Raw genomic sequence first — 25,802 nt, 5'->3', positions numbered from 1 at the left:
TTATGATAATCTTCCGGTATTTCGTGGTGGAACATGGCTAAAGTAGAAGTTGATTGTCGTTATTGTCACAAATCAGAAGATGTTAAAGGACATGGAAAAGGTCATAGAGGTTATCCCCGCTACCGCTGCTATGCCTGCAGTAAAGTCTTTCAGTTGGCATACACCTATCAAGCTTGCAAACCGGGAGTCAAAGAGCAGATTATTGATATGGCGATGAATAACAGCGGCATCCGTGACACGGCCCGCGTATTGAAGGTGGCAACAGCTACTGTGATGAAAACGCTTAAAAACTCAACCCCCGGAACGTGACGACGCTTCCTCTTGACGGGGATGACATTCATCTTATCTGTGAAGTGGATGAGCAGTGGTCGTTTGTGGGGAGTAAGAAAAATCAGCGCTGGCTCTGGTATGCCTGGGAGCCGCGTATGAAACGGATAGTGGCACATACTTTTGGGGATCGCAGCAGAAAAACATGGGAAAAACTACTGGCACTCTTGTCACCCTTTAATATCCGGTTTTACTGTACGGATGATTATGCCGTTTATGATTGTCTTCCTGAAGAAGTCCATCTTACTGGAAAGATATTTACCCAACGTATAGAGAGAACCAACCTTACCCATCGTACCCGAATAAAAAGGCTGAATAGAAAAACAATCGGTTATTCCAAATCTGAAGAAATGCACGATAAAGTGATAGGCACTTTCATTGAGCGTGAAAACTATATTTAGTGATCCTTCTAACCATTTAATACACGACCGATTGATTTGCCCCAAGTGTGGGGATATGTATTCTCTCCAATGGAGAGTTCCCTTTAAGGGAAAACGAAAGGGCCGTAAGGCCCTTTTCCATTTATAAAATGTTATCATCCAACTTGTTTAATCAGTTCGGCTATTCTGTCTGCAGAAAATTGTGTTCTAAACTCGACTTTGACAGATTTACTTATTTGACTGAATAGTGCTTGTGCATGTTTTATCTTACGTTCTTCTTCAAGTCTTAAACTATCCTTCCCATCTACATTTTTTGTTTCGATAATAAAGTTTAAATAATCACCTTTTTTTGTTTTGACAACATATGCAAAGTCAGGGGAGTACGTGTATCCACCTGCTACCGGGATCTTAATGGAGTTCTTCGGTATCTTTGTAAAAACAGCTACAGACTGGATCTCTCCATCTGTTATGTTGAGCCTTTCAAGCTCTGAGTCATAAAAGACTTCTTCAAAAAGATAAGAATCCAACGGTGGTTTTGTGTTGTCATTCAATATACCAAGATCACTTGATAATACCTCACTCACAGGCTCACCGTCTGCATTAGTGAACTTTGTAGGATGAATTGAACCTGAAATCACATTATATCCAAGGCTGAATTTGTTAAATGAATTGTTCAACAAATACTTGCTAAAACCAGATTTAATCTTTCTGATTGTTTGAATGTTCAGGTATTCAGTGATATTGATAGTGTCTTTTATATCACAAAAAACCTTATGTAAGGTATCGTGTTTAGCAAAAATAGTTTGTGATAAGTTATCAAGAAATTCCCGATAGCTCATTGTGTTTAGTTTAGCAAAGTTATCATCGTCACTGACGATACTTTTCGACATTGCCGTATCATTATGAATATAAATTCTATCAATGCGAGTATGAACGCCTGATTTAGTAAATCTATCTGTTTCTTCAAGCATGAATGATTTGAAAATGGATAAAAATTCATGTTCACTGTTTATTTTATACTCAATTACTGCTTTTTGATTGATCAAATCCCATAGTTCTTTCAGCTCACTGAACTTACCAATACGCATTTTAGTACGTTTTTTTCCATCCGTGGCTTTTTTGATTTTGGTTGGTTTCACTCCGGTAGGGAATGCAGCCGGATATTTGGCTTTTAAACGGCTATAGGCATCGGAATCTTTGAAGTTTTCATTATCATCAATGATTTCAGCATCAAAGATCTCATTCATGAGTGTTCTGGATGAAAGCTCAGGATACTGAGATAAGATTTTATCCTTAAGTTCTTGAGTAAACTTACTTGGAACAGTTTCGTTGAAAGAACTATCATTAACCTCTTTTACAAGAGAATCAACAAAATCTTTTTCCGTAAAATCAACATAGTAGTTGAGTGTGAAATTGCGGTCTTTCACACGACACATGTATTCATTCACTGGAAGACGTAAACCACGACCTACCTCTTGAAGTTTAGAGGTGGTGCTACCGCTCGAACGGAGCTTGCAAATCTGAAAGACATTTGGGTTATCCCACCCCTCACGCAACGTCCATTTAGAGAAAATGAAACGGCGAGGATTTTCTAAAGACAATAGAAGCTCTTTGTCATGAAGGATTTCGTTGATTTCCTGCTCAATTTTATCATCTTTATCACTGTTATCTTTTGAAAAATAACCACCATGAACAGAAGATATATCCTTAACAGTTTTTTCAAGATAGTTTCTATAAAACTCATCCTTCTCTGTTTTTAACAGTTCATTAGCTTCTGCCAAAACGTATTCTTCGAACTTAGTTTTCAGGCTTCCGGCAATATCATTACCATCACGATAGCCTTCAATGTCATCAATGAAGAAAAGAGTAAGAGGCTTTATGCGTGGTCTTTGTGTCAAATACTCTTTTTCTAACTTAAAGTGCTCTTTGACGGCTTTACGCATCATGTTATCAGCAAGTGTCTGATCGTAAGAGTAGGGGTTTATGGAGCTACCAATTTTTAGCTCAATACCATTACTTAACACGCCTGTACTCTTATTCAAAGCATCAAGGGTTAAATCATGGATCGCACTATGCGTTTTAGATAGTGATTCACCTCTGGATAACTTGAATGTTTTTCTATTACCATTTTCGTTTAGTTCAAAAGTGGCTTCTTTTCCGTCAGATTTAACAAATTTGAGATTAGCACTACCACCACCAACAATATCCTCAATGTAAGCATCAATACCTTTAACAAGATCTTCATTGAACGCATCTACTGCAGTCAGACGATAAACTAAGTTTTTATAGCCCTCACTAAAGGTTGCGCCATATCGGATAATATATTGAGCGTTAAATTTCTCAATATTTTCCCATGTTTTTTTACCTGTAGGGAACTTATGAGGTTCATCAATAATAATGAATGGTTTAACCGCACTCAGGGCAGAAAATGGTGTATCAAACTGATTATCAAGCAAACCAACATCATAAGTATCAGTTAAAGACTTGGAGTTAATCATCCCTGAGTTGATTACAAGGACGTGTATATATTTCTTATTGAAATTACTTGCTTCAACAAAATCATGGATAGCTTGAGGCATGTATGATTTTGTATTTTTACCAGAACTTTTCTGGCTTTCAACAACGTAAGTCTTTAGTTCACGCTCGTAATCATCTCGAAAGTGTTCTTTTAATGCATCACTTTTTAAAAAGTTAACTGTCCCTGCTTTGATCGATAAGGTTGGAACAATAATGATAAACTTGTTAATCCCAAATGATTTGTTCAGATCAAAAATTGTTTTGGTGTAAGTATAAGTTTTACCTGTGCCTGTCTCCATAGAAACATCAATTACGTTGCTTTTAGCATCGTAATTATCTTTTGAATGCTCAATACCATTGAACTCCTGAACATTTTTTATGTTGTTGTAGTATTGTTGTTCAGTAAGGCTCAGTTCTGGATTAGCTAACAGACGGATAGAAACATTATCCGTCTGACGAGGTATGGCGGAAACAAAAACATTCATGACCGCATCAACGCCAGCCTTTTGATGAGGTAAATTCTTTTCGAATGTGAACCCTTTAGACATGATTAGTTCCTTACCACCAAATCTAAATCAATAGATTTTTTATTAGCATAACTTTTTAGTGCTTCATTGAGTTCCATCTGTTTCGCACTTTCGAAGTTGCTGCCATAAAATACAACTTTGTTAGGGGCAAAGTCTTTGTCTGAATCCAGCTTTTGAAGTAAAGCTTTCAGTGCTTCGCTAGTAAAATTAGGCGCAATCAGATACAGACGACCATCGCATAAGTGCGCTTTGTAACCATCAAGATTAACATTTACAATTGGCGTTGTTAACAAGCTACCATCATATACACACCATGTAGTCAATAGGGTGTCATACTGTTCAGGTGTCAATACAGCATCATCAAAGAAAGTATGGTTAGACAGCGTAAGTTCTGATTCATTTTTTGCACGGAAATCAGTCATTAATTGATAAATTTTAAAGCCAAGTTTACCACTTCCTTTACAAACTCTAATCAATCTTTCTTTGGTTAGGTCATAAATAGTTTTAAAACCATGCTTAAAAGCATCAGAGTTATCTTTTGTCGCCTCATCTAATTGAACCGTTATAAATTGATAGTCCATCCCTTTTTCTTTGTTTAAATTTAAAATAGCATGTGCTGTTGTGCCAGACCCTGCAAAAAAATCCAAAATAATACCCTTGCCATCACATGCAAAAGAAATCAATTCTTCAAGTAATTTAATGGTTTTTGGGTTAGTGAAAGGCTTAGTCATTTCAGGAAAAATTTCTTTTAACTCATTAGCCCCAGCTCGCCCATCAATATTAATAACTGAACTTAATTTCTGCTTATAATCTTTAGCATAAACTTTTATTTCCACTAATTTATTTTCATCTTCACCAAAGATAATACGGCCATCATCGATCATTTTTTGCATAGTAGTTTCAGGGAAACGATAACCCATTAAAGGCTGCTTGCAGGGTTTCTTTGTCGTTGGGTGAATAATATCATACCGATACCCTTCTTTACCGGGGTTATGAACCCCTCTTTCCCCAGAATACACACCTTTACGGTCTATGAACTTATAGTTTTCCAGAGGCCACAATTGACTTTTGTTTTCTCTAAACCATTTACTGTATTCTTCCTGTAATTTATCGTTATCCTTTATGTCATTAATTAATGAATCGCCTATCTCAACAAGCAAATCCTTTACATCTGAGATGTTTGACTTCCACTCAGTTTCAATCAGTTCTTTATTTTTTGCATAAACAACAATATATTCATGTTCTACAGCAATGTTCGATGGATTGTTATCTGTTACATTTTTCCAAACAATATCACCGATGTGGTTTTGTTCACCAAAAATTTCATCACAAACTAATTTTAGTTGGCTAAACTCATTATCATCAATAGAAATGAAAATAGTTCCGTCTTCTCTCATTAGTTCACGAGCAATATAAAGACGAGGATAAATGAATGTCAGCCATGCACTATGACTACTTGAACCTTTTGCGGTAAATTCCAGTATACGTGCTGCTTCATCAAGATCTATACCTGCAAGTTCAGAAAGCTGTTCAGATGTAAACTTGCGATCATCGTTATAGACGAATCCATCTTTACCCGTATTATATGGCGGGTCAATATAAATCATCTTCACCTTTTCGGCATAAGCATTAACCATGTGCTTTAATACTTCGAGGTTATCCCCTTTGATTAAAAGATTCTGACTGTTCTTGTTCTCTTCAAGTTGGTTATGGTCTTTATCTTCGGTGAGCAACGTCTTCGGTGGTAGGTTAGCCAACAGCCGGGCATAGGACTTACCCAGCCAGTTTAAGCTGTATGATTCTTTAGAGAGTTCAACATCCGATGATTTGACGATCTCAAGCAACTTTTCTTGAATGAAAGCCCCGTTTTTATCAAAACACTGCGGAAAGTTAGCCTTTAAAACAGCAATCTGCTTACTGTTAGCAGTTTCAACTTCTGAAAAAATCGTTTCTTTTTGCATATCCATTTTAAACCTGATTATTTATTGTTCGATTTAGTGGTATTTTTGATTGAAGCTTCACTTAAGCCTATGCGTAGTAGTTCTGCAGCTGCACCATCTATGCTTTTGAAGACTCGTGCTTTGTAAGGCTGTCTGGAACTACTTAAGACTAATGGCTTACCTTCCCACTCTGAACCATCAAAAATCACGGTATACTCCCCTTTAGAGCCTTCTATTGTTGCTCTATCAAGTAGACCTGATTTGACTCTTTCCTTAGCCATCGAGCTAAGGATAAAATTTCCACCATTAAGACCTGATATCATGGTTATTCCTCGGTATTTAATACTGCTACGATATCAAATATTGCTGAAAAATCATAATAGAATGGTGTAGTAGCCATCAACCAATGATGGCTATTCAAATATATTCAAAACAAGGGGTTACATGCTACTATGTGATGGGCTATCAAGCGGTTAGCCTTGGATTTCAAACTCAAACGATCACCTGTGGGCAAACTCAAACGGCCTGACCGCTCTTTCTCGATTGGCATCAAGATAGTCAGCCCACCACTGAAGCATTAGCCTCCGCTCATCGAGATGTTCAGCAAGATGGATGTAAGCAGCGCGAACGTTATTACGCTCCTGATGGCTCATTTGTCGCTCAACAGCATCCCTTGACCATAAACCTGATTCGATCAACGCACTACAGGCCATCGCCCTAAACCCGTGTCCGCAAACTTCCGTTTTAGTGTCGTAACCCATTGAGCAGAGAGCCTTGTTAACAGTGTTCTCACTCATCGGCCTATCCGGCTGGTGATCACCAATGAAGACCAACTCGTAATCCCCACTGATTTGTTTTATCTCTTCTAATATTTTCAGTGCCTGACGGCTTAGAGGTACAAGATGAGGGCTACGCATTTTAGAACCACGATGTGAGTGCTTTACGCCCTTCAGAGGTTCTCATTCTGCAGGTATCGTCCAAAGCGCATTTTTAAAATCGATTTCTTCCCATCTTGCAAAACGCAGTTCACTTGAACGTATGAACACCAACAGTGTTAGTTTCACTGCCAATTTAGTCAACTTTCGCCCCTTAAAGCATTCGATACGATCAAGCAATTCGGGAAGGCGTTCGAAATCAAGCGCTGGGCGGTGCACTCGTTTAGCTACAGCTATTGCGCCAGCCATATCTTGAGCTGGATTATAATCAAGTAGACCATTTTGTACGGCAAAACGTAGGATTGCGGTCGTTCGCTGTTGAAGACGCGAAGCTACTTCATATCGCCCACTCGCCTCGACTACCTTAATTGGAGCGAGTAGATCCCGAGTCTTCAGTTCCGAAATCTTACTTTTACCTAACGCAGAGAAAAGATTATCCACTAAGCTTTTAAGCACCCGCTCACTATGGGACTCCGACCATTTTTTGCTACAGGATGCATGCCAATCTCTTGCTACAGCCTCAAAGGTTAGTGCTCCGCTTTCTTCAATCTTATCCTCTTTTTTCTTTTGAGAGGGATCGATACCATCAGATACCAGTTTCTTTGCGGCATCGCGCCTCTTACGAGCCTCTGCCAATGAAACCATTGGATAAACACCTAACGCCAGCATCTTCTGTTTGCCACTAAAACGATATTGAAGACGCCAGTATTTTGAGCCATTGGGGTTAACCAACAGGTGCATCCCCTCACCATCGGTAAGTTTGAAAGGTTTGTCTGCAGGCTTAACTGTTCTGACTTTGATATCAGTAAGAGCCATAGATCCCCCTCCCCGTGTTGGTATCAATTTCAATCGAACCGAAGCTACCAACAGTTATACCATCATTTGTTGGTAGATGTTGATATACGACAGTAGACTTTAATGGACCTGAAACAAGAGGTAGAATATATAAGTTATTGATTTTATATACGTAAATAGACTTTAGTAGACGAAAAAAAAGACTTGATTGGTGCCGAAGGCCGGACTCGAACCGGCACACCCGAAGGCGGTTGATTTTGAATCAACTGCGTCTACCGATTTCGCCACTTCGGCACTGAAGGGTTCGGAGAACGGGGATGATTATACCTGTCAGAAGCGCATTCGCAACATTTATCCTTTCAAATTTGTTCAAATGCTGAAAAAAGAATCGTTAATGATTTTTTTTAACCAGTTAAGATTAAATTTCAAGCGTTTTTATCCACTGCCGTCGCACAATATCTTCTTTCACAATCCCTTTCTGCCAATAGACAACAGACAAACTCCTTATATAATTCCAAACAAGACACGGCTATGAGGTAAATTATCATGACAATCATTAGTTGGATTTTTACAGGTATCCTGGTGGGTATCGCTATCGGTGCCATTATGGCGATATTGAAGAAAAACAAATAACCCCTTTATTTTCCCTCACCTCAACGCGCTTGATTGGTTAATCCAAAAATGAAAAAAAGGTTATATAAACTGTGTACAGTTTCCACCCTGATATGGGCGATTTCTGCTTGTGCGGATCCTCATCATGCCCGCCAGGGCAAATTTCTGCAATCCAAGGCACAATCTGCAAAATGGGACGTTTTCGAGGGAAATGACAACATCAAGAAAATGGCTATCGCACTGGTCGATCAGTATTCACAATCCATCTTTGATGAAGGCGATCCGTCGGGAATGGCAATGGTCGTCATCGACAATAACCATGTCATACATCGTAGTTTTGGAGAGACTTATCCAGGAAGCGGTGTTAAGCCACGGCAGGACTCTTTGATTCGTATCGCTTCGATTACCAAATTGATGACCAGTGAGGTCATGATTAAGTTGGCAGAGAAAGAACACCTGAAGATTACCGATCCGCTACAGAAGTACTCACATTACGGTGTTCAGATACCAGACTATAGCGCAAGCCAGCCAATCCGGCTGTATCATCTGGCAAGCCATACTAGCGGATTGCCTCGGGAACAACCGGGTGGAAAATGGGGACGCCCGGTGTTTATTTGGCCAACTCAAACGAACCGCTGGGTCTGGCTGAAAACCGCAAGGTTAGATGTCGCCCCCGGCACAACGGCTTCTTATTCTAATCTGGCCTATGATTTATTGGCAGATGCCCTTGCCAAAGCAGCGGGAAAGCCATATATACATCTGTTACAAGAGGAGATCACCCGCCCTTATCAGATGAACGATACAACGCTGACGCCCTCGCAATCCCAATGTGCCCGCTTAATGGCAGGTATTAAACCCAGCCCTTGCATCAATACCATTGCCGCCGCCGGTAGTGGCGGGATTTATTCCACCCCCGCAGATATGCAGCGCTGGATGCAACAGTTTCTGTCTTCTCATCACCAATTAAGAAAGCAAACCGCCAGCCGTGAACAGGGGATCTACTTTAAACGCGCCAATCTGATGTCCGTCAAAGGAATGGATGTTGCCGGTCTGGCAGATGGCATCGGGCTGGGTTGGGTCTATATGGAGACCAAGGGTGATAAGCCCGGCATTTACCAGAAAACCGGTGGTGGAGGTAGTTTCAATACTTATATGGCAATGATCCCAGAACAAAATATCGGGGTATTTGTGGTGATCACACGTAAGGAAAAAAGTAAGTTTAACCGCGTAACGAGCGGGGTGAATGAATTGGTTTCAGCATTGGCACGCAATCATAGCCAAATTTAACGAAAAAAATCGCCCCGACGATACGGTCGGGGCGACAGGCAATAAATATATTTAAATTTAATCAGTTTGTTTTCTTGCGCAGAAGTAAGTAAATACTCACAACAAAGAACAACACGCTTGGCAACAGGGCTCCCAATAAAGGTGGCATGTTATAAACCAGACTGAGTGGCCCGAATATCTCATTTAAAACATAGAAAACAAAGCCCATGCTGATACCCACAACAACCCTGAATCCCATTGGTACGCTGCGCAATGGGCCGAAGATAAAGGAGAGTGCCATCAGCATCATCACCGCAACGGATAAAGGAGCAAAAACCTTTTTCCACATATTGAGCTGGTAACGCCCGGCATCCTGCTGGCTCTGTTTCAGATAGGTGATGTATTGATGCAGGTCACGAATAGAAAGCGCCTCAGGATCAAGAGAAACCACTCCGAGCTTTTCAGGTGTCAGCCGGCTTTTCCAATCGGCAGATAAACGCTGTGATCCGGTGATCCGCCCATTCGGTGTTAAATCAGACTCTTCAACCTGCGATAATATCCATTGCTGATTATCCTTGTCATACACCGCCGAAGCAGCATATCTGACAGATAGCAGTTTTTTATTTTCATCAACATGATAAATACTAATACCATTCAACGAATTATCCTTGCCCACGCTCTTTATATAGACAAAATCGTGACCATCTTTTGCCCACAACCCTTTGGTTGTGGACATCAGTGAACCACCGAACATTTTTTGTGAACGATAATTCCGGGCAACCTGTTCCCCCTGGGGCGCCACCCATTCGCCAATGACCATTGTCAGTAAAACCAGTGGGATCGCCGTTTTCATGACAGAACCTGCCACTTGCAGGCGGGTAAAGCCAGCAGCCTGCATCACCACCAGCTCACTGCGCGTTGCCAACGTCCCCAGACCCAATAACGCCCCAAGCAGAGCCGCCATAGGAAAGAAGATCTGAATATCTTTAGGTACGCTCAACAGGGTATAAAGGCCGGCAGAAAATGCGCTATATTCCCCTTGGCCGACCTTACGCAGCTGATCGACAAATTTGATGATGCCGGAAAGAGAAACCAGCATAAACAAAGTCATCAAAATGGTTTGCAGGATTGTCCGGCCAATATATCTATCTAATACCCCAAACATCATGACGCTCCTAGACGTTTAAAGCGTGAACGCAGTTTGCGCATGGGAATGGTGTCCCACAAATTAAGCACCATCGCCAGAGCAAAATAGGCGCCATTGACCAGCCACATCCAGAACATAGGATCGAGCTTGCCTTTACCTCCGTTGGAACGCAGGGAACTTTGTAACAGGAAGAAAATCAGGTAGAGCAACATGGCCGGCAGCATACTGAGTATCCGCCCCTGACGTGGATTCACCGCACTCAGCGGAACAACCATCAACGCCATAATCAATACCGAGACAATCAATGTCAGACGCCAGTGAAATTCGGAACGGGAATCATTGTCTGTATCATGCCAAAGCTGCCCAATCGATTTTTGTTCAACTTTGTTACTATCGATATCTGCGCTTTGATGCCCAATGGTGGCCTGATAATTTTTGAACTCAGTAATGCGGAAGTCACGCAACTGCGCTGTCCCCTCATAACGTGTCCCTTCATGGAGTACCGCTACCTGATTACCATCCGGGCGTTCTTCCATATGACCACCATCCGCCAGCACCACAGAAGGACGTTGGTCATTAGCCGGGCGGAGCTGAGCAAGGAACACATTTTCAAACGTATTGCCTTTCACATTACCAATATAAAGCACCATGTTGCCATCGCGGGAAGGTTTGAACTGTCCCTCCATGATTGCCGCAAGACTGGGATTGGCTTTTACATCTGCCATGACTTGCTCTTTGTATTTGGAAGACCAGGGTGTAAACCAAATAACGTTGGCGGCTGCCAACATAGCCGTAATAAGAGCCAGCACCAGAGCGGATTTCACCAATACACTTTTGCCTAACCCACAAGCATGCATGACGGTGATTTCACTTTCGGTATAGAGTTTACTGAATGTCATTAACACCCCAAGAAATAAACTCAGGGGTAAAATCAGTTGCGCCATATCTGGCACACCTAAACCTAACAACGATAGAACCAAATTTGCAGGAATATTGCCCTCGACTGCCGCACCCAATACATCCACTAATTTCTGACAAAAAAAGATCAGCAGTAAGATGAAAAGTATTGCAATTTGGCTTTTCAGGGTTTCCCGTACTAGATATCTAATGATGATCACGCTGATTACGCCTGTGAAAACTTGTCTTTTTGCAGGAAAGTCGCTAACTTCGTCGTATATCTACTATTTATATGAATCAGTTTGGCTTCCCCATCGCTAAAATGATACCAAAGCATTCCATAATTGGTTCCTAATTAAAACATACTTATCGTTAGCTAAGTACCAAAAATTAATATGCTTAGTTTAACAGAACAGTTAATTTTCTTTGGGATACGTAAATGTAGAACGTGATATTTTAGCGATTGTATCCATCTTTGTCTTTAAGATTCAGGAGAACGCATGGAGTTTAGTGTAAAGAGCGGTAGCCCGGAGAAGCAGCGCAGTGCTTGCATTATTGTCGGCGTGTTTGAACCCCGTCGTCTTTCCCCTATCGCAGAGCAACTTGACAAAATAAGTAACGGCTATATCAGTGCATTACTGCGCCGTGGTGAACTTGAAGGCAAGGTAGGTCAAACCTTGTTGCTACATCATGTTCCTAATATCTTGTCTGAACGTATCTTGCTGGTGGGTTGTGGAAAAGAGCGCGAGCTGGATGAACGCCAATACAAACAAATCATCCAAAAGACGATCAGTACCCTCAATGAAACCGGTTCAATGGAAGCCGTTTGTTTCTTGACTGAACTGCACGTAAAAGGGCGCAATAACTACTGGAAAGTACGTCAGGCGGTCGAAACAGCCAAAGAATCACTGTATGTATTTGACCAACTCAAAAGCAGCAAAAATGAACTGCGTCGCCCACTCCGCAAAATGGTCTTTAATGTCCCTACCCGCCGTGAGTTGACCAGTGGTGAACGAGCCATTCAGCACGGCCTTGCCATCGCATCCGGCATCAAGGCAGCCAAAGATCTGGCCAATATGCCCCCCAATATCTGTAATGCTGCCTATTTGGCATCACAAGCACGCCAGCTGGCTGACAATGCTGCTAATCTGACGACCAAAGTGATTGGTGAAGAACAGATGAAAGAGTTGGGGATGAATTCGTATCTGGCGGTTGGTCAAGGTTCACAGAATGAATCCTTAATGGCGGTCATGGAATATAAAGGCAGCAAAAACCCTGATACGAAACCCATTGTATTGGTGGGCAAAGGGCTGACTTTTGATTCCGGTGGGATCTCCATCAAGCCATCCGAAGGCATGGATGAGATGAAATATGACATGTGTGGCGCAGCCTCCGTTTACGGCGTTATGCGTGTTGTCGCTGAGCTGAACTTGCCAATCAATGTCATCGGCGTTCTGGCTGGTTGTGAAAATATGCCCGGCGGACGAGCTTATCGTCCCGGGGATATACTGACTACCCTATCCGGTCAGACTGTTGAAGTGACAAACACGGATGCAGAAGGCCGTTTAGTACTGTGTGATGCGCTGACTTATGTTGAACGTTTTGATCCGGAGTTGGTCATTGATGTGGCCACCCTGACCGGGGCTTGTGTCATCGCGCTGGGCGGCCACTACACGGGGCTGATGTCCAACCACAATCCGCTGGCTCATGAGCTGCTAAATGCGTCAGAGCAGGCAGGCGATCGCGCATGGCGTCTCCCGTTGGGTGATGAATATACCGAACAGTTAGAATCCAATTTTGCGGATATGGTCAACGCGTGCGGGCGTTCTGGTGGCGCAATTACCGCAGGTGCCTTCCTGTCCCGTTTCGCCACCAAATACAATTGGGCACATCTGGACGTTGCAGGTACTGCATGGCGTTCAGGTAAAGCGAAAGGCGCAACAGGTCGTCCGGTTGCGCTCCTGTCACAATTTCTGTTAAATCGTTCAGGATTAAATTCTGATGATTAATGTCCTGCCACACATTTTGTCGGTAAGTGTGTTTTATTTGATAATCCCGATAAAAATGGGGTAAAAAGACATTAAGGGAATAGACGGAATGAAAGGGTATTGTCAGCGCAATACCCTTTTCCGTCACTGTTTCCTTGTCATCTTGCAACCAGGAAACTATGAAAAGCGCCACTTTCTATTTATTAGAAAACCAATTATTAGAAAACCAATTATCAGAAAACCCGTTATTGGAAAAACTTTCACTGGAAAATCAGCCCCCGGAGAAATCATCATTTTCTGATGATTTACAGCCACATGAATGGCTAGCCTGTCAACTTGCTGCGGATCAGTGGCGAGCTGGGAAGCGGGTTCTGATCGCGTGTGAAAGTCAGGAGCAAGCCGAAAAACTGGATGAAGCATTATGGCAACGGGAACCGAGTCAATTTGTCCCGCATAATCTTGCCGGAGAGGGTCCCCGTTATGGCGCACCGGTAGAATTGTGCTGGCCACAAAAAAGGAACAACGCTCCCCGTGATGTGCTGGTGACACTGCTGCCTCACTTTGCAGACTTTGCCACAGCTTTCCATGAAGTGATAGACTTCGTTCCTATTGATGAAAATCTGAAACAGTTAGCGCGCGAACGATATAAATCCTATCGCAGCGTCGGCTTTATTTTGACCATGGCAACCCCGCCAACTTATTAAATATCAAGACACAATGGAAAAGACACCCGCTAATCAAACGCAATCTGAGCCATCTCTCGATAAAACGTACAATCCGACAGAGATAGAGCAACCTCTTTATCGCCACTGGGAACAGAGTGGTTATTTCAAACCGAATGGTGATACTCACCGTGAAAGTTTTTGTATCGTCATTCCACCACCAAACGTCACTGGCAGCCTGCACATGGGGCACGCATTCCAGCAGACCATTATGGATACGATGGTGCGTTACCAGCGCATGCAGGGTAAAAACACCCTGTGGCAAGCAGGCACGGATCACGCGGGCATTGCCACCCAAATGGTTGTTGAGCGCAAAATTGCAGCAGAAGAAGGCAAAACCCGCCACGATTATGGCCGTGAAGCCTTTATCGACAAGATTTGGCAATGGAAGGCAGAATCGGGTGGCAATATCTCCAACCAGATACGCCGTCTGGGGAACTCTGTGGATTGGGAACGTGAACGCTTCACCATGGATGAAGGTCTGTCCAAAGCCGTTAAAGAAGCCTTTGTCCGCCTGTACCAAGAAGATCTGATCTACCGTGGCAAGCGTCTGGTTAACTGGGATCCAAAACTGCGCACAGCAATTTCAGATCTGGAAGTTGAAAACCGCGAAGTTAAAGGTGCGATGTGGCATCTGCGCTATCCACTGGCTGACGGCGCCAAAACTGCGGAAGGCAAAGATTACCTGATCGTTGCGACAACCCGCCCAGAAACGATGTTAGGCGATACCGGCGTTGCAGTTAACCCGGAAGATCCCCGTTACAAGGATCTGATTGGTAAAGAAATCATCCTGCCTCTGGTAAACCGTCGCATTCCTATCGTTGGCGATGAACACGCAGACATGGAAAAAGGCACTGGCTGCGTAAAAATCACCCCGGCTCACGATTTCAATGACTATGAAGTCGGTAAGCGCCACAATCTCCCCATGATCAATATCCTGACTTTTGACGGTGATATCCGTGAAGCCGCCGAAGTCTTCGATACTAAGGGTGAAGTGTCTGATGTGTATTCAACTGACATCCCAGTTGAATATCGAGGCATGGAGCGCTTCGCTGCACGTAAAGCGATTGTCGCTGAGTTCGAAAAACAAGGTCTGCTGGTTGAGATAAAACCACACGATCTGACAGTACCTTACGGTGACCGCGGTGGCGTCGTTATCGAACCAATGCTAACTGACCAATGGTACGTCCGTACCGCGCCACTGGCAAAAGTGGCGATTGAAGCGGTTGAAAACGGGGATATCCAGTTCGTTCCAAAACAGTATGAAAACATGTACTACTCTTGGATGCGTGATATTCAGGATTGGTGTATCTCCCGTCAATTGTGGTGGGGTCACCGCATTCCTGCATGGTATGACGCACAAGGCAACGTCTATGTTGGCCGCGATGAAGAAGAAGTTCGCCGTGAAAATAATCTGGGGGCAGATATCAGCCTGACCCAAGACGAAGACGTACTCGATACCTGGTTCTCCTCTGGTTTGTGGACATTCTCCACACTTGGCTGGCCTGAGCAAACGGAAGCGCTAAAAACCTTCCATCCAACCAATGTCTTGGTCAGTGGCTTCGACATTATCTTCTTCTGGATTGCCCGCATGATCATGATGACCATGCACTTCGTCAAAGACGAAAACGGTAAGCCACAAGTCCCCTTCAAGACCGTCTACATGACAGGTCTGATCCGTGATGACGAAGGCCAGAAGATGTCCAAATCCAAAGGGAACGTGATCGACCCATTGGATATGATCGACGGTATCTCGCTGGAAAACCTGCTGGAAAAACGCACCGGCAATATGATGCAGCCACAACTGGCTGAAAAGATCCGCAAGCGCACAGAGAAACAGTTCCCGGAAGGCATTGAAGCCCACGGTACTGATGCCCTGCGTTTCACATTGGCAGCACTGGCCTCTACCGGCCGCGATATCAACTGGGACATGAAGCGCCTGCAAGGTTATCGCAACTTCTGTAACAAACTGTGGAACGCCAGCCGCTTCGTTCTGATGAATACCGAAGGACAGGATTGCGGTCAGAATGGGGGTAAAATGTCCCTGTCACTGGCAGATCGTTGGATTCTGGCGGAATTCAACCAGACAGTAAAAGCCTGCCGTGAAGCACTGGATACTTACCGCTTCGACATCGCCGCAAACATCCTTTACGAATTCACCTGGAACCAATTCTGTGACTGGTATCTGGAACTCTCCAAACCCGCAATCAACAAAGGTTCAGAATCGGAAGTTCGCGCAGCTCGCCATACTTTGATTGAAGTATTGGAAGGTTTACTGCGTCTAGCACACCCAATCATTCCGTTTATTACAGAAACCATCTGGCAGCGTGTAAAAGTGGTTAAAGGTATTGATGCGGATACCATCATGCTGCAACCTTTCCCTGAATGTGATCAAGCGAAAATAGACGAACTGGCATTAAACGATCTGGAATGGATCAAAGAAGCCATCATTGCGGTACGTAACATTCGTGCAGAAATGAATATCGCGCCAAGCAAGCCACTGGAGGTTCTGCTGCGTGATGCTAATGACGATGCACAACGCCGCGTAACTGAAAACCTCAATTTCATTCAGGCAATGGGGCGTCTTTCTGCTGTTACCCTATTGGCAGCAGGAGAAGAACCTCCTGTTTCTGTCACCAAACTGATCAATGGGGCCGAAGTGCTGATCCCAATGGCCGGTTTAGTCGATAAAGATGCAGAGCTGGCGCGTCTGGATAAGGAAATCGAAAAGCTGGATAAAGAGATCAACAGCATTGAAACCAAACTGGCTAACGAAGGTTTTGTCAGCCGTGCGCCAGAGGCGGTTGTTGCGAAAGAGCGTGAACGTCTGGCGAGTAACAATGCCGCGAAAGAGAAACTACTGGCGCAGAAAGAAACTATCTCTGCCCTGTAATCTCGTTTAATGGTGATATTTATTACGTAAGCGACGGCATTAGCTGTCGCTTTTTTTTAAAAATAAAGATAGCCAATAAACTTTAACTCGCATCGTGCAACTATAAATCAGTTTTATTTTCTCTCGCTTCGCGGGGGAGAATAAAACCCATTAATGATTGCCATTATTATTTTTTCACAATAATATAACACCAATAAGCCTAAGGATAATTGACTTTTTGAAGCGTTTTTTTCTAAATCAACATGATTCATACATAGCATCGTAAAAAGTAAGGATAATCAGAAATGTTCATTGGAGACATATAAATAAAAAGAAAAGATTGAAGAAAAACGTCATATCAAAAAAAGATATTTTTTTCGTTAACCCACCATGACATTAGGAAAAATAAGACGGATGATATCATTAAACTTTTCAATATAGAACCGGTACACTTACTAATAAAGTAAGCAGCCATAACCGTTATGACGGAAATGGCATGTTTAACGTCAAAACCCGTTATTAATTCACTAACCTTTATATTATTAAGAGAAATATTAACAATAATACTCCCAAGTATAAAGCATACTGCATAATCTAAAGAAGTAATAACAAACCCGTCTTTTTGACGTTTTTTATTTCCAAACAAAAATGGCGTCACTCTAAAAATCGCGCTAATTATCCCCATCAACAATACCATAATCATTATCATACCTATGCATCCTTCCTAAATTTCAGTTCATAAAAGGCAATCGCAACCCCGACCATAATAGGTATCGCAATATCTATAAGTTGAATATTTATTTCATTTATTAATGGAGTACATACCCCACCGATTAGTGTGGCAAAGACAGATAAATCTTTTCCTGAGCGTTTAGCGGCAAGAGATGAAAAATGTATTGGAATTAACATAACCAAAAAAAGGGAAATAGAATCATAATTCAGGTAATCAGAAGATAAATACCCAAGTAATGTCGCTAAAATTGCGATAATAAAGCTTGGTATAGATACACCGAGATAATAGTTAAATTGAGACTTTCCATCATAAATGCTTGAAGACGTTAAATGAGCATGAGTGACTGTATAAGTACTGGCACTAAATGCTAACATCGACAACAATATCTTGCTCTTTGGTATATCCTGAAAGTACTGTGACATTACCATTGACATAAGAAAGAAACGAAAATTTATGATCAGAGTGAGTATTATGATTGAGAAAAAAACACCATCAGCAAGATAATTGACAACGGCGACCTGCAAAGGTGCAGCGAAAATCAGTATAGATCCAGTCATTGTTTCTATTAATGACAGGCCTTTGTTTTGATAAAGAGCACCGATAGAGGCAAAAATAAGAAAAAAGGAAATACAGATAGGCAAAGAGTCTAGCAGTCCTTTTCTGAATAAAGATTTCTGCATGGGCTACCAACTATGATGAATCAATTCAAGATAAAAAGACGATATAGATATAGCTTACATTACAAAAAAAATTGTTCAACATTTTCAATCTGTTATTTTTTTAGATAAAAATAGATTAGATTACATGGATATCTCATTCCTTCCATTTCAGTCAGATACCAATCATTTCCATTGACTCAAAGCAAAAATAAGCAATTTAAAATCAAATGGTTAACAAGAAATAAAGCGGGCAATTTACTTTTTTCGATATCACAATAAAAAATAACGATCTTCATAAATTAAAAATTGGAATTAGCCTATTAAAAAATAGTATTAAAGTTAGCCTGACGTTAAAGAGCAGATTGTTGATATAGCGATGAATAATGGGAGAGTTCGTGACACCGATAGATTCCTGAAAGTTGCAATAGCCACTGTCATGAAAACTCACGTTCCGCAACGTGACGACGCTGACCCTGGTATTACTTAATACATTACCGGATTAACCGAGGTGCTAAGAGGAGAATTTTTCTCTTCTTAAGTCAGAAAATTAGAAGAGTATCAATTTTATATAGTGCCTTTATTAAGCAGTAATTTTGCTTTATTGACCAAAGTTTCACTATTATTGCTCAATTGAACAAAATGAAGCCTTTGCCACTGTTGTGTGTTTATCGCTTGTTTCACCATCGTCTTTACCCAAGGGGCATAAACTCTGATCGCCCTTTTCCCTTGTTTACCATTTTTGGTAAATACGCCTTTATTACCGAGTAATTCATTATTGAAAATAAAATACCCTTTTTGTTCATGATCAAAACTGGCAATCACAACAATATCTATTCCATCATTAATATGAAAAGGTGCAATCTCTGAAGTCAAAGTGTCTCTTTTCCAGATAGTGACAAATTGCCCGACTTTTGTTGGTGTTGTTTTAGCTTGACGAAAAAGACAACGTTTACCATTAAAATCGAACGATAATGCCCCATACTCATCACTTTCTATGTCTCGCTGAACATGACTGACCGAATCACTGGCTATAGGTTCTAAAATTGTTTCAACAAACGCTTTAAAAGAGTGAGGAATATCGTCTTTTAAAGCGTCATTCACCCAAGCAACGTTAACATATTCAATTTTTATATTGTTCATCTTTCAACCTAATATTCCTGTTACGGAAACAATCCCAACCTTTTCTCCGACAGAGGATTTACCCTTAGTCGCGACCAATAAATCAAATAGCATTTAATGCGAATGTAACTGACGTTAGGGTAAGAACGTGAAAACACATAATAAAAAATCTATCCATCCATGACTAACTATTATCTCCACAGTTTTAATGAACCCCATAATCAACCCTTATTGTTAATTTATGCGTTATTTTTAATCTTTTAACACTCGGCCAACTTTAGATAACATCCCCCTCACGATGCTACCATGAGTAAGAGATACGGGTATCATATACACTTTTCCAAAAAAATTATGCGTTATCACAGATGCGGTCACCGTCGCTATATAACCACCTTTATGATGATTATCAGGGAAAACATTCAGAGATATCAGCACCGTCAAATGTATATCCTTAGACAATAGACATATTTCATCATCACTGATACGTACAATCTTAAAAAAATCGACATAGCTTCCAACGTGAAGCTCTGTATTTAAACTTCCACCTGAGAATCCACGAATTTTTCCCACACCAGCAAGACGTGATATTTTATCTCTTATTGCAAAAGACAGGCGTAACCATAATGGTATTTTTTGAGTCATTTGACAATAAACATCAAGGGCAGTCATTTTGTTTTTAATAAACACTTTCTGCTGACTATAATAACCTAAATTATCTTTTTTATCCAAAAGCAAAATACCGAATTTATCACTATAGTACATGTTTCACCATAATATTATTTACTAAAAAGTGGTTTTCATAGCACTAATCAATATTACTCATTAGGTATGTCACATGATTTGAGTAGCCATCAATTTGTATCTTTATTATACTTCCATATCTCTAGATCACCATTCATATAAATCACATACCATTGCAATATTTCGCTACATCCATCCAAATATTCTCTATGATATAGCAACAATTAATGGAAATAGCGAGTACGAAATAAAAGAAAAAGCTAAAATTCATAGAGGGAAATGACAGAAGATAATTCAATGCAGCATCGAACATTAATTGTTGAAATAGGCCTTAATGATTGACAACCAAGTGTAACTTGAAACCATAAAACCAGCATTGTGATGTGATGGACGTCCCTTTTGTTTCAGGCTTATGCCAAGGTTACGATAGGGTAAATGCCAATCGCTTCTCTTTACCCACAAAACGATATTTTAATCAACCTGAGATCGGTTTAAGCCATCACCCGAAGTCCTGTTTTTTCAGCGCTTGTGATATTGAGTGATGGCTTTTTGGGTTTTAAGCAGTAAGCGATTAATCCACCTAATAAATTCAGCATGAAGCCATGCAAACTACGATGGCGGGAATGCTCAAGTTGTGTGACGTTCTTAAGCTGATCATTGATGGTTTCGATGATGAACCGTTTAGCTAACATGGCTCTATCCCAAGCCGCTAATAACCTGGGTTTCATGTTTTTCCGTTGCCCTGTCATTAAGGTTATTCCTTCTGCTTTTAAGTCTTCCGTTAATGCCTTGCTGATATCGCCTTTATCCGCATAAAGTTTATCTAAAAGTCCTTTTGATAATTCTCGAACCGGTGTCCTATCATCAACATTCGCGGGGGGGAGTTTTGCCGCCACAATTTCACCAAGATGATTAATAACGAGGTGAAGTTTAAAACCATAGAACCATCCCATCGTTCCTTTTCCTCTCGCCGCCGTCTCTTTAAACACTTTATGTCTTGGTATTCTGAGGTTGTGACACACTTTAATACTGGTTGAATCAATAAATTCAATACCTGTCGGCTTGCCTTTAAGATGCGTAAAAAACGAACTCAATGGGATAAGTACCGTTGGCATGACCTCAAGAAAACGGGTGTAGCTGAGCAATGTAGGAAACGCTTTTCTATGATATAAGCAAATGAATCCAAGATAAAAATTCTTGAAATCACGCTGGTGTGACATATGAAAAGCAATAATAATGGTCATAATTTCACTCGTACTCATTCGTCCTTGGCGTAAGCGTTGACGTTCACCACTCTCAATCAGATACTGTTGCCATTGAGGCATAAAAATCTGACAAAAATCGTCGACATAACAATATAAGTTGACTAAATTACGCATAGCGGGTTCCTTTGTGAGAAGTCATTCTTGGTCGACAGATCTGATCACAGAACTCGCTTTTAGTTCCCTTCTTTTTATCCCGAGTTCAGGTTAATCACCAACATTTGGAACCATTCGGAAAAATTTCTAAGTACATGCCCATCGGAGAGTTTGTACGATTTATCTTTGGGCTTCGCGGTGTCTATCTGTCTGGCGGTCAACTTCATATGGGGGTATCTCACTTCATTGAACCTGAACGTACCCCTAAATATACCCCCATAAGATCGTGGATTTCAACCTACCTGACTGGACTATAGAAGAACAGAAAAAGGCTAACATTGCGTATTTATTGGGGTTTTGTGGACTTCGAAAGACGTTGAGATATGAATGGATGGTACGCCCTACAGGATTCGAACCTGTGACCTACGGCTTAGAAGTGAGTAGAGTCACTTTGTAAATCAACTCATTACCGCATTTATCGGCGCTCACACGTCCCACCTTACCGAAAGTTACCTATGGTTACTTGCGGTTATCTTTCGATGCTTGTCCCAAATCCGTCCCGCCTTTTTGATTGTCCAGCCACACCCACCAATGCCGCAATGTTCGCCACCCATCCCCACTCACAATTTTCCCAACCCATCAAAATACACCATCATTTTTCACTGCATCCACCATCCACCGGAAAATATTTATAAACTGTCGAGAGTGACACGTTAAAAACCGCTGCAATTTCCCGCCGCGATTTTCCCTCTGAGAGCAATTGCCGTGCTTTCCGGCACTTTCCTTCCGACAATGATACAGGACGACCGCCAATGCGCCCCTGTTGTCGCGCCGCGGCTAGGCCAGCATTGGTGCGCTCCACAATAAGCTCGCGTTCCATTTCAGCCAACGCACTCATGATGTGAAAAAAGAATCGACCCATAGGGCTATTGGTATCAATGCTATCCGTCAAACTCTGAAAATGAATCCCCCCATAAGCCAACCTCTCATTCAGAGCCACCAAATCTTTTACGTTGCGCCCTAGCCGATCTAATTTCCAGACAACTAATGTGTCGCCTGTTTTCAAATACTCCAATGCCTGCTGTAACCCCGGTCGGTTAGCGGTTTTGCCACTGATTCTATCCTCAAAAATCCGTTCACAATTTGCATTCACCAATGCATTCCGTTGCAAATCGCAATTTTGGTCATGTGTTGACACGCGAATATAGCCGATTTTTGCCACATTCCACTCCAGCTATCTAATGATTGGCGATTATATCAACACAACGAATTTCCATTAAACCTCGGTTTATCGCAAACCGTCGAACTGGCAGGAAGTGCCCTGTCCAAATATGCGAACGGGGCAGACATTCAGAATAAACCGGCGTTTGTGCAGAATATTGGAGTTAGTGATAGCGCTGCGGGATTCATCAAACGTAATATCATAAACCCTAACACTATCAGTGAATTTACATCGTGGATAACCTCACGACCTGAGGGCGGACATGCGTTTCGTATTGACGATTCAACTGCTGGTGGAGCTGGCTATGCGTGGTCATGCGGTTATGTCACTCGAATAGGGGATACATGGGCGGGTTTTATTGCTCATTACAACTATGGTGTGCGTTTTGTGCACGGCAATGATGCCAGCGGCAATACCCGAGTTAGCGAACTATGGACAGATAAAAACACACACGTAGACGGAGGAGGATTTATCAAAAAAGCCTCGCCCGTTATCAAAATCTGGAACGATGGGAAATTCGAGACCAACGATGAATCCGAGGGTGCAACGGTTGAGCGCCTGTCTGAAGGGGTTTATCTCATCAAAAACGTGTTGGGATTTAATGCGGATGCTGCGTGGGGCGGCACTGATGGCGGGGTTGAAATTCCAATATGCAAAAATAAATTGCCGCTGATTTGGGTGGACTACACGGTGCTGGATGATGGTGCTATCAAATTAATGACCTATCACCGAGAGCACCCCAATGCGCCGGAGTTCGCCAGAAATAAACGCGAGGGATATGCTGACGGTGATTTGATTGATATCCCCAATGGCCGATTCGTTTCTGTTCGAGTGCAAATGCCGGCCACTGAGGAGGAAATGACTACTCCTGCCGCTGAGGTTCTGCCGTTAATTCCCGCTGATTCCAAATAGAATCTTCAGGCATTTGGACCCGGACGTCTAATCGAGTGCCTGCGGGTAAATCACACGGTTCATCATCGGTGTAATAGGTGTGTTCGTCCACGGATTTGATGCGTCTGTTCTGCAACCGAGCGGGCATGTGGGCGTTCTGTCGGTGGGTGATTTTGATATCAATAGCCCCGTCCGGCAACACCTTATCCTCGACATACACTAACTCATTACCGTTCACATCGCGTGGAGCACTGATACCGCCATGTACACCCCACGCACCGTCAGCGTTGTAGCCGAGCACGCCAGAAATGCGATAGTGGCCAGTGCCTAGTTTTGTGACTGTTGCTCCTTCGGATTCACCGTTGGTAGTGAATGTACCATCGGGGTGAATTTCAATGATGGGCGATGCAACTTTAATGAATCCGTTTCCATCTCGATAACAGTTCGCACCTAGTGATAAAATATTACCATTTCCTCTGGGGAATCGCGCTTCATACCATTGAGAGTTATTCCATTTGAAAACAACATGCGGATCATTACCGACTGTTTTTAGGTTAATTCTAGTGCCGCCTGTATAACAAGAAATCTCGTCAACTGCTTCCAGATAACCATTAACCCTGATTGTACTCTGAATTGTTTGCGGACTCCCATTTGATGGATTCCGTACCACTGCATTTCCTGCCAGTTCGACGGTTTGCGATAAACCGAGGTTTTTCACAAATTCCAGCTTGTTCGGAATATCCCCCCCGTTCGCCGATTTGGCCAGTTTCCCAGTGACCGTTTTTTCTAGCGCCCGTATCGATTGAAGTGACACGGTTTGCCCATTCGGTAGCGTCACATTCACTGCACCATCTTGGCTCATCCATTTGTCCATATTTTGCAGAAATTGGATGACATTACTGTTAATGGCGCACATATGCCGGACACCATCCGAGATGGAATTAGGTACTGTAGTTTGAATCTGGTATTTAGCATTATTCAGGGTGACCTTGACATTATCGGCCAATACCAATTCCGTATCTGAGTTAACCGCTTGTATCATATGTAACAGGTTGCTACTGCCGGACTGGATTAAAATAATTTGCCCTGGAGCAACGCCATTGATATTGGATTTAAATTGTGTTCCTGTGCCACGGACAATAGCCGAGCCTGACACGGTTGAGGCTGTGCCTTGTGTGTAGATCATGATTTTAGTATTCTCGTATTTTAACTAATTAAGAGATAGAAATGATAAATTAAAGCCCGCTGACGTCAGCGACTAGAATAAATGAGTTTCCCACTGTATACCCCTCTATGGATGGCAAATCCTCACCCCACGAAAACATTTCTTTTATTCGCAAATGGTTATTTGTGCAATTAAAAAATGATTCGTAATATTCATAATATTCGGCTTCGTTGCATTGTCTGCTGCATATTGTTGATACGTTTACTGCTATATCCGTATTAAATTGACGAGAATAATCATAAATAATATTGTTTCCAACTTCGCTATGGATGATTTTGAGGTACTCGTTGCCGGAATCAAATATAACGTTCCCATTCACGCCTCTGACACGTAAACCGATTTTGGAGTTCGATTTAACCACTTCGGATGAATTGAAAAAGTATAATGTAACGTATCCTGAGCTATCCCCGGGGGGCTGGTAAATGCTGTCTTTAAATCGATTATTAACAATATTTACGTCACCCTCTGTTTTCATGAATATCAAATCACCGTCAACGTATGGCGTTTTTGCCGGGGTGCTAACACCCAGTTTAACAGCTAGGGTGTTATCCGCAAAACCTCCTCGCAAAAACAGCCTTTCCTTAGCGCGTAATACATAGCTGCAATTCACCCCGTCAATCTGGTAAATATAATCATCGCCAGTAACACGTAGTCCGAACATCACCTAACCCCGTAAAAAACATTTGTTCCCCTCAGTGCAGCTTGGTTACCGCAACTGATATCGTAGTGTATGGCGTCATTGTTATACCAGACGTTAAAAATTACACGGCCGTAAATAACAACGTCACTATCAACAAAAATAAAAACCTCGCCATATTTTGATGGCTCATCCAACGGGATGCTACCAGAACGGCGCTCTCCTTCACCCACACTAGGCAATGTAACCATTCCCAAAATTCTACCTATTCGGGATGACGTATCTATCTTTA

The 25,802-nt window shown here is 42.1% G+C and carries 20 protein-coding genes, 1 tRNA gene and 3 pseudogenes; 7 read left to right on the top strand and 17 right to left on the bottom strand.

Features of this window, described 5'->3' with window-relative positions; translation table 11 throughout:
• Window positions 1-33: 33 nt before the first annotated feature.
• Window positions 34-728, top strand: a protein-coding gene (locus XPG1_RS17900) for an IS1 family transposase (RefSeq protein ID WP_157879417.1) whose coding sequence is annotated in 2 segments (ribosomal slippage) — window positions 34-286 and window positions 286-728 — 696 coding nt in all. Because the reading frame shifts where the segments join, the coding sequence is not laid out codon by codon here.
• 134 nt (window positions 729-862) lie between these two features.
• On the opposite strand, the gene XPG1_RS01730 is transcribed toward XPG1_RS17900, so the two are convergent.
• The 5 genes and pseudogenes from XPG1_RS01730 to XPG1_RS01710 form a co-directional block, all read right to left on the bottom strand.
• Complete coding sequence (locus tag XPG1_RS01730) at window positions 863-3,772, bottom strand: type III restriction-modification system endonuclease (protein WP_045957549.1); 2,910 nt, start codon at window positions 3,770-3,772, stop codon at window positions 863-865.
• 2 nt (window positions 3,773-3,774) lie between these two features.
• On the bottom strand, window positions 3,775-5,718 hold the full coding sequence (locus XPG1_RS01725) for a site-specific DNA-methyltransferase (protein ID WP_045957548.1): 1,944 nt from the start codon (window positions 5,716-5,718) through the stop codon (window positions 3,775-3,777).
• A gap of 11 nt (window positions 5,719-5,729) precedes the next feature.
• On the bottom strand, window positions 5,730-6,014 hold the full coding sequence (locus XPG1_RS01720; protein ID WP_084717251.1) for a hypothetical protein: 285 nt from the start codon (window positions 6,012-6,014) through the stop codon (window positions 5,730-5,732).
• A gap of 177 nt (window positions 6,015-6,191) precedes the next feature.
• Window positions 6,192-7,442: pseudogene (locus tag XPG1_RS01715) on the bottom strand (tyrosine-type recombinase/integrase).
• 188 nt (window positions 7,443-7,630) lie between these two features.
• Window positions 7,631-7,715: transfer RNA gene (locus XPG1_RS01710), tRNA-Leu, on the bottom strand.
• 387 nt (window positions 7,716-8,102) lie between these two features.
• Here XPG1_RS01710 and ampH point away from each other — a divergent pair.
• Window positions 8,103-9,320 (top strand): D-alanyl-D-alanine-carboxypeptidase/endopeptidase AmpH, encoded by a 1,218-nt coding sequence (gene ampH, locus XPG1_RS01705; protein ID WP_045957547.1) that lies wholly within the window; start codon window positions 8,103-8,105, stop codon window positions 9,318-9,320.
• Between the two features lie 61 nt (window positions 9,321-9,381).
• Here ampH and lptG read toward each other — a convergent pair whose 3' ends face one another.
• Window positions 9,382-10,464, bottom strand: coding sequence for an LPS export ABC transporter permease LptG (gene lptG, locus XPG1_RS01700; RefSeq protein WP_045957546.1), 1,083 nt, complete (start codon window positions 10,462-10,464; stop codon window positions 9,382-9,384).
• A complete protein-coding gene (lptF, locus tag XPG1_RS01695) occupies window positions 10,464-11,564 on the bottom strand; it encodes an LPS export ABC transporter permease LptF (RefSeq protein ID WP_045957545.1) in 1,101 nt (366 codons plus the stop codon). Before lptF ends, lptG begins: the two co-directional genes overlap by 1 nt.
• A 279-nt stretch (window positions 11,565-11,843) precedes the next feature.
• Between lptF and pepA the strand changes: the two genes are divergently transcribed.
• The 3 genes from pepA (at window position 11,844) to XPG1_RS01680 (ending at window position 16,946) form a co-directional block, all read left to right on the top strand.
• The gene (gene pepA / locus XPG1_RS01690) at window positions 11,844-13,352 is read left to right on the top strand and encodes a leucyl aminopeptidase (RefSeq protein ID WP_045957544.1); all 1,509 of its coding nucleotides are present in this window, start codon (window positions 11,844-11,846) and stop codon (window positions 13,350-13,352) included.
• 158 nt (window positions 13,353-13,510) lie between these two features.
• Complete coding sequence (locus tag XPG1_RS01685; protein ID WP_071825295.1) at window positions 13,511-14,035, top strand: DNA polymerase III subunit chi; 525 nt, start codon at window positions 13,511-13,513, stop codon at window positions 14,033-14,035.
• Window positions 14,036-14,048: 13 nt separating this feature from the next.
• On the top strand, window positions 14,049-16,946 hold the full coding sequence (locus tag XPG1_RS01680; RefSeq protein ID WP_045957543.1) for a valine--tRNA ligase: 2,898 nt from the start codon (window positions 14,049-14,051) through the stop codon (window positions 16,944-16,946).
• A gap of 337 nt (window positions 16,947-17,283) precedes the next feature.
• On the opposite strand, the gene XPG1_RS01675 is transcribed toward XPG1_RS01680, so the two are convergent.
• A complete protein-coding gene (locus tag XPG1_RS01675; RefSeq protein ID WP_045957542.1) occupies window positions 17,284-17,634 on the bottom strand; it encodes an AzlD domain-containing protein in 351 nt (116 codons plus the stop codon).
• 2 nt (window positions 17,635-17,636) lie between these two features.
• Window positions 17,637-18,338, bottom strand: coding sequence for an AzlC family ABC transporter permease (locus tag XPG1_RS01670; RefSeq protein WP_045957541.1), 702 nt, complete (start codon window positions 18,336-18,338; stop codon window positions 17,637-17,639).
• Window positions 18,339-18,660: 322 nt separating this feature from the next.
• On the opposite strand from XPG1_RS01670, the pseudogene XPG1_RS19130 reads away from it, so the two are divergent.
• Window positions 18,661-18,762 (top strand): annotated as a pseudogene (locus XPG1_RS19130) (IS1-like element transposase); the annotation flags it as partial.
• A gap of 119 nt (window positions 18,763-18,881) precedes the next feature.
• Here the strand turns inward: XPG1_RS19130 and XPG1_RS01665 are convergent.
• The 5 genes and pseudogenes from XPG1_RS01665 to XPG1_RS01650 all read right to left on the bottom strand — a co-directional run bounded on the left by XPG1_RS01665 (window position 18,882) and on the right by XPG1_RS01650 (window position 22,757).
• Window positions 18,882-19,457, bottom strand: a complete 576-nt coding sequence (locus XPG1_RS01665) for a MepB family protein (RefSeq protein WP_052708215.1) — start codon at window positions 19,455-19,457, stop codon at window positions 18,882-18,884.
• 231 nt (window positions 19,458-19,688) lie between these two features.
• Window positions 19,689-20,198 (bottom strand): DUF2867 domain-containing protein, encoded by a 510-nt coding sequence (locus tag XPG1_RS01660; protein WP_052708214.1) that lies wholly within the window; start codon window positions 20,196-20,198, stop codon window positions 19,689-19,691.
• Window positions 20,199-20,668: 470 nt separating this feature from the next.
• Window positions 20,669-21,556 (bottom strand): IS982 family transposase, encoded by an 888-nt coding sequence (locus tag XPG1_RS01655; protein ID WP_045957540.1) that lies wholly within the window; start codon window positions 21,554-21,556, stop codon window positions 20,669-20,671.
• A 97-nt stretch (window positions 21,557-21,653) separates the two neighbouring features.
• Window positions 21,654-21,762: pseudogene (locus tag XPG1_RS18820) on the bottom strand (Arm DNA-binding domain-containing protein); the annotation flags it as partial.
• A 425-nt stretch (window positions 21,763-22,187) separates the two neighbouring features.
• Entirely contained in the window at window positions 22,188-22,757 is a 570-nt protein-coding gene (locus XPG1_RS01650; protein WP_045957539.1) for a recombinase family protein, read from the bottom strand.
• 147 nt (window positions 22,758-22,904) lie between these two features.
• On the opposite strand from XPG1_RS01650, the gene XPG1_RS01645 reads away from it, so the two are divergent.
• Entirely contained in the window at window positions 22,905-23,669 is a 765-nt protein-coding gene (locus XPG1_RS01645) for a phage tail fiber protein (protein WP_052708212.1), read from the top strand.
• Here the strand turns inward: XPG1_RS01645 and XPG1_RS18815 are convergent.
• The 3 genes from XPG1_RS18815 to XPG1_RS01630 are packed head-to-tail and all read right to left on the bottom strand — an operon-like array spanning window position 23,620 to window position 25,761.
• Entirely contained in the window at window positions 23,620-24,834 is a 1,215-nt protein-coding gene (locus XPG1_RS18815; protein ID WP_052708211.1) for a phage tail fiber protein, read from the bottom strand. The genes XPG1_RS01645 and XPG1_RS18815 overlap by 50 nt on opposite strands.
• A gap of 49 nt (window positions 24,835-24,883) precedes the next feature.
• Window positions 24,884-25,534, bottom strand: a complete 651-nt coding sequence (locus tag XPG1_RS01635; RefSeq protein ID WP_045957538.1) for a hypothetical protein — start codon at window positions 25,532-25,534, stop codon at window positions 24,884-24,886.
• Window positions 25,534-25,761 carry a hypothetical protein gene (locus tag XPG1_RS01630; protein WP_157879416.1) on the bottom strand — a complete coding sequence of 76 codons (228 nt, stop codon included), beginning with the start codon at window positions 25,759-25,761 and terminating at the stop codon, window positions 25,534-25,536. The genes XPG1_RS01635 and XPG1_RS01630 overlap by 1 nt, the downstream gene beginning before the upstream one ends.
• Between the last annotated feature and the right edge of the window lie 41 nt (window positions 25,762-25,802).

Origin of the sequence: Xenorhabdus poinarii G6 (assembly GCF_000968175.1) — a bacterium.
Classification (GTDB): domain Bacteria; phylum Pseudomonadota; class Gammaproteobacteria; order Enterobacterales; family Enterobacteriaceae; genus Xenorhabdus; species Xenorhabdus poinarii.
Note: the sequence above shows the minus strand (reverse complement) of the source record. Positions and strands in the feature narration are given on the sequence as shown.

What these genes read in the sequence shown, in the direction of transcription:
- XPG1_RS01725 (WP_045957548.1), bottom strand. Translation starts at nt 5,718, where the DNA reads ATGGATATGCAAAAAGAAACGATTTTTTCAGAAGTTGAAACTGCTAAC.
- XPG1_RS01685 (WP_071825295.1), top strand. Translation starts at nt 13,511, where the DNA reads ATGAAAAGCGCCACTTTCTATTTATTAGAAAACCAATTATTAGAAAAC.
- XPG1_RS01670 (WP_045957541.1), bottom strand. Translation starts at nt 18,338, where the DNA reads ATGCAGAAATCTTTATTCAGAAAAGGACTGCTAGACTCTTTGCCTATC.
- XPG1_RS01720 (WP_084717251.1), bottom strand. Translation starts at nt 6,014, where the DNA reads ATGATATCAGGTCTTAATGGTGGAAATTTTATCCTTAGCTCGATGGCT.
- XPG1_RS01730 (WP_045957549.1), bottom strand. Translation starts at nt 3,772, where the DNA reads ATGTCTAAAGGGTTCACATTCGAAAAGAATTTACCTCATCAAAAGGCT.
- XPG1_RS01665 (WP_052708215.1), bottom strand. Translation starts at nt 19,457, where the DNA reads ATGAACAATATAAAAATTGAATATGTTAACGTTGCTTGGGTGAATGAC.
- XPG1_RS01675 (WP_045957542.1), bottom strand. Translation starts at nt 17,634, where the DNA reads ATGATAATGATTATGGTATTGTTGATGGGGATAATTAGCGCGATTTTT.
- XPG1_RS01630 (WP_157879416.1), bottom strand. Translation starts at nt 25,761, where the DNA reads ATGGTTACATTGCCTAGTGTGGGTGAAGGAGAGCGCCGTTCTGGTAGC.
- XPG1_RS01660 (WP_052708214.1), bottom strand. Translation starts at nt 20,198, where the DNA reads ATGTACTATAGTGATAAATTCGGTATTTTGCTTTTGGATAAAAAAGAT.
- XPG1_RS01680 (WP_045957543.1), top strand. Translation starts at nt 14,049, where the DNA reads ATGGAAAAGACACCCGCTAATCAAACGCAATCTGAGCCATCTCTCGAT.
- pepA (WP_045957544.1), top strand. Translation starts at nt 11,844, where the DNA reads ATGGAGTTTAGTGTAAAGAGCGGTAGCCCGGAGAAGCAGCGCAGTGCT.
- XPG1_RS01655 (WP_045957540.1), bottom strand. Translation starts at nt 21,556, where the DNA reads ATGCGTAATTTAGTCAACTTATATTGTTATGTCGACGATTTTTGTCAG.
- XPG1_RS01635 (WP_045957538.1), bottom strand. Translation starts at nt 25,534, where the DNA reads ATGTTCGGACTACGTGTTACTGGCGATGATTATATTTACCAGATTGAC.
- ampH (WP_045957547.1), top strand. Translation starts at nt 8,103, where the DNA reads ATGAAAAAAAGGTTATATAAACTGTGTACAGTTTCCACCCTGATATGG.
- XPG1_RS18815 (WP_052708211.1), bottom strand. Translation starts at nt 24,834, where the DNA reads ATGATCTACACACAAGGCACAGCCTCAACCGTGTCAGGCTCGGCTATT.
- lptG (WP_045957546.1), bottom strand. Translation starts at nt 10,464, where the DNA reads ATGTTTGGGGTATTAGATAGATATATTGGCCGGACAATCCTGCAAACC.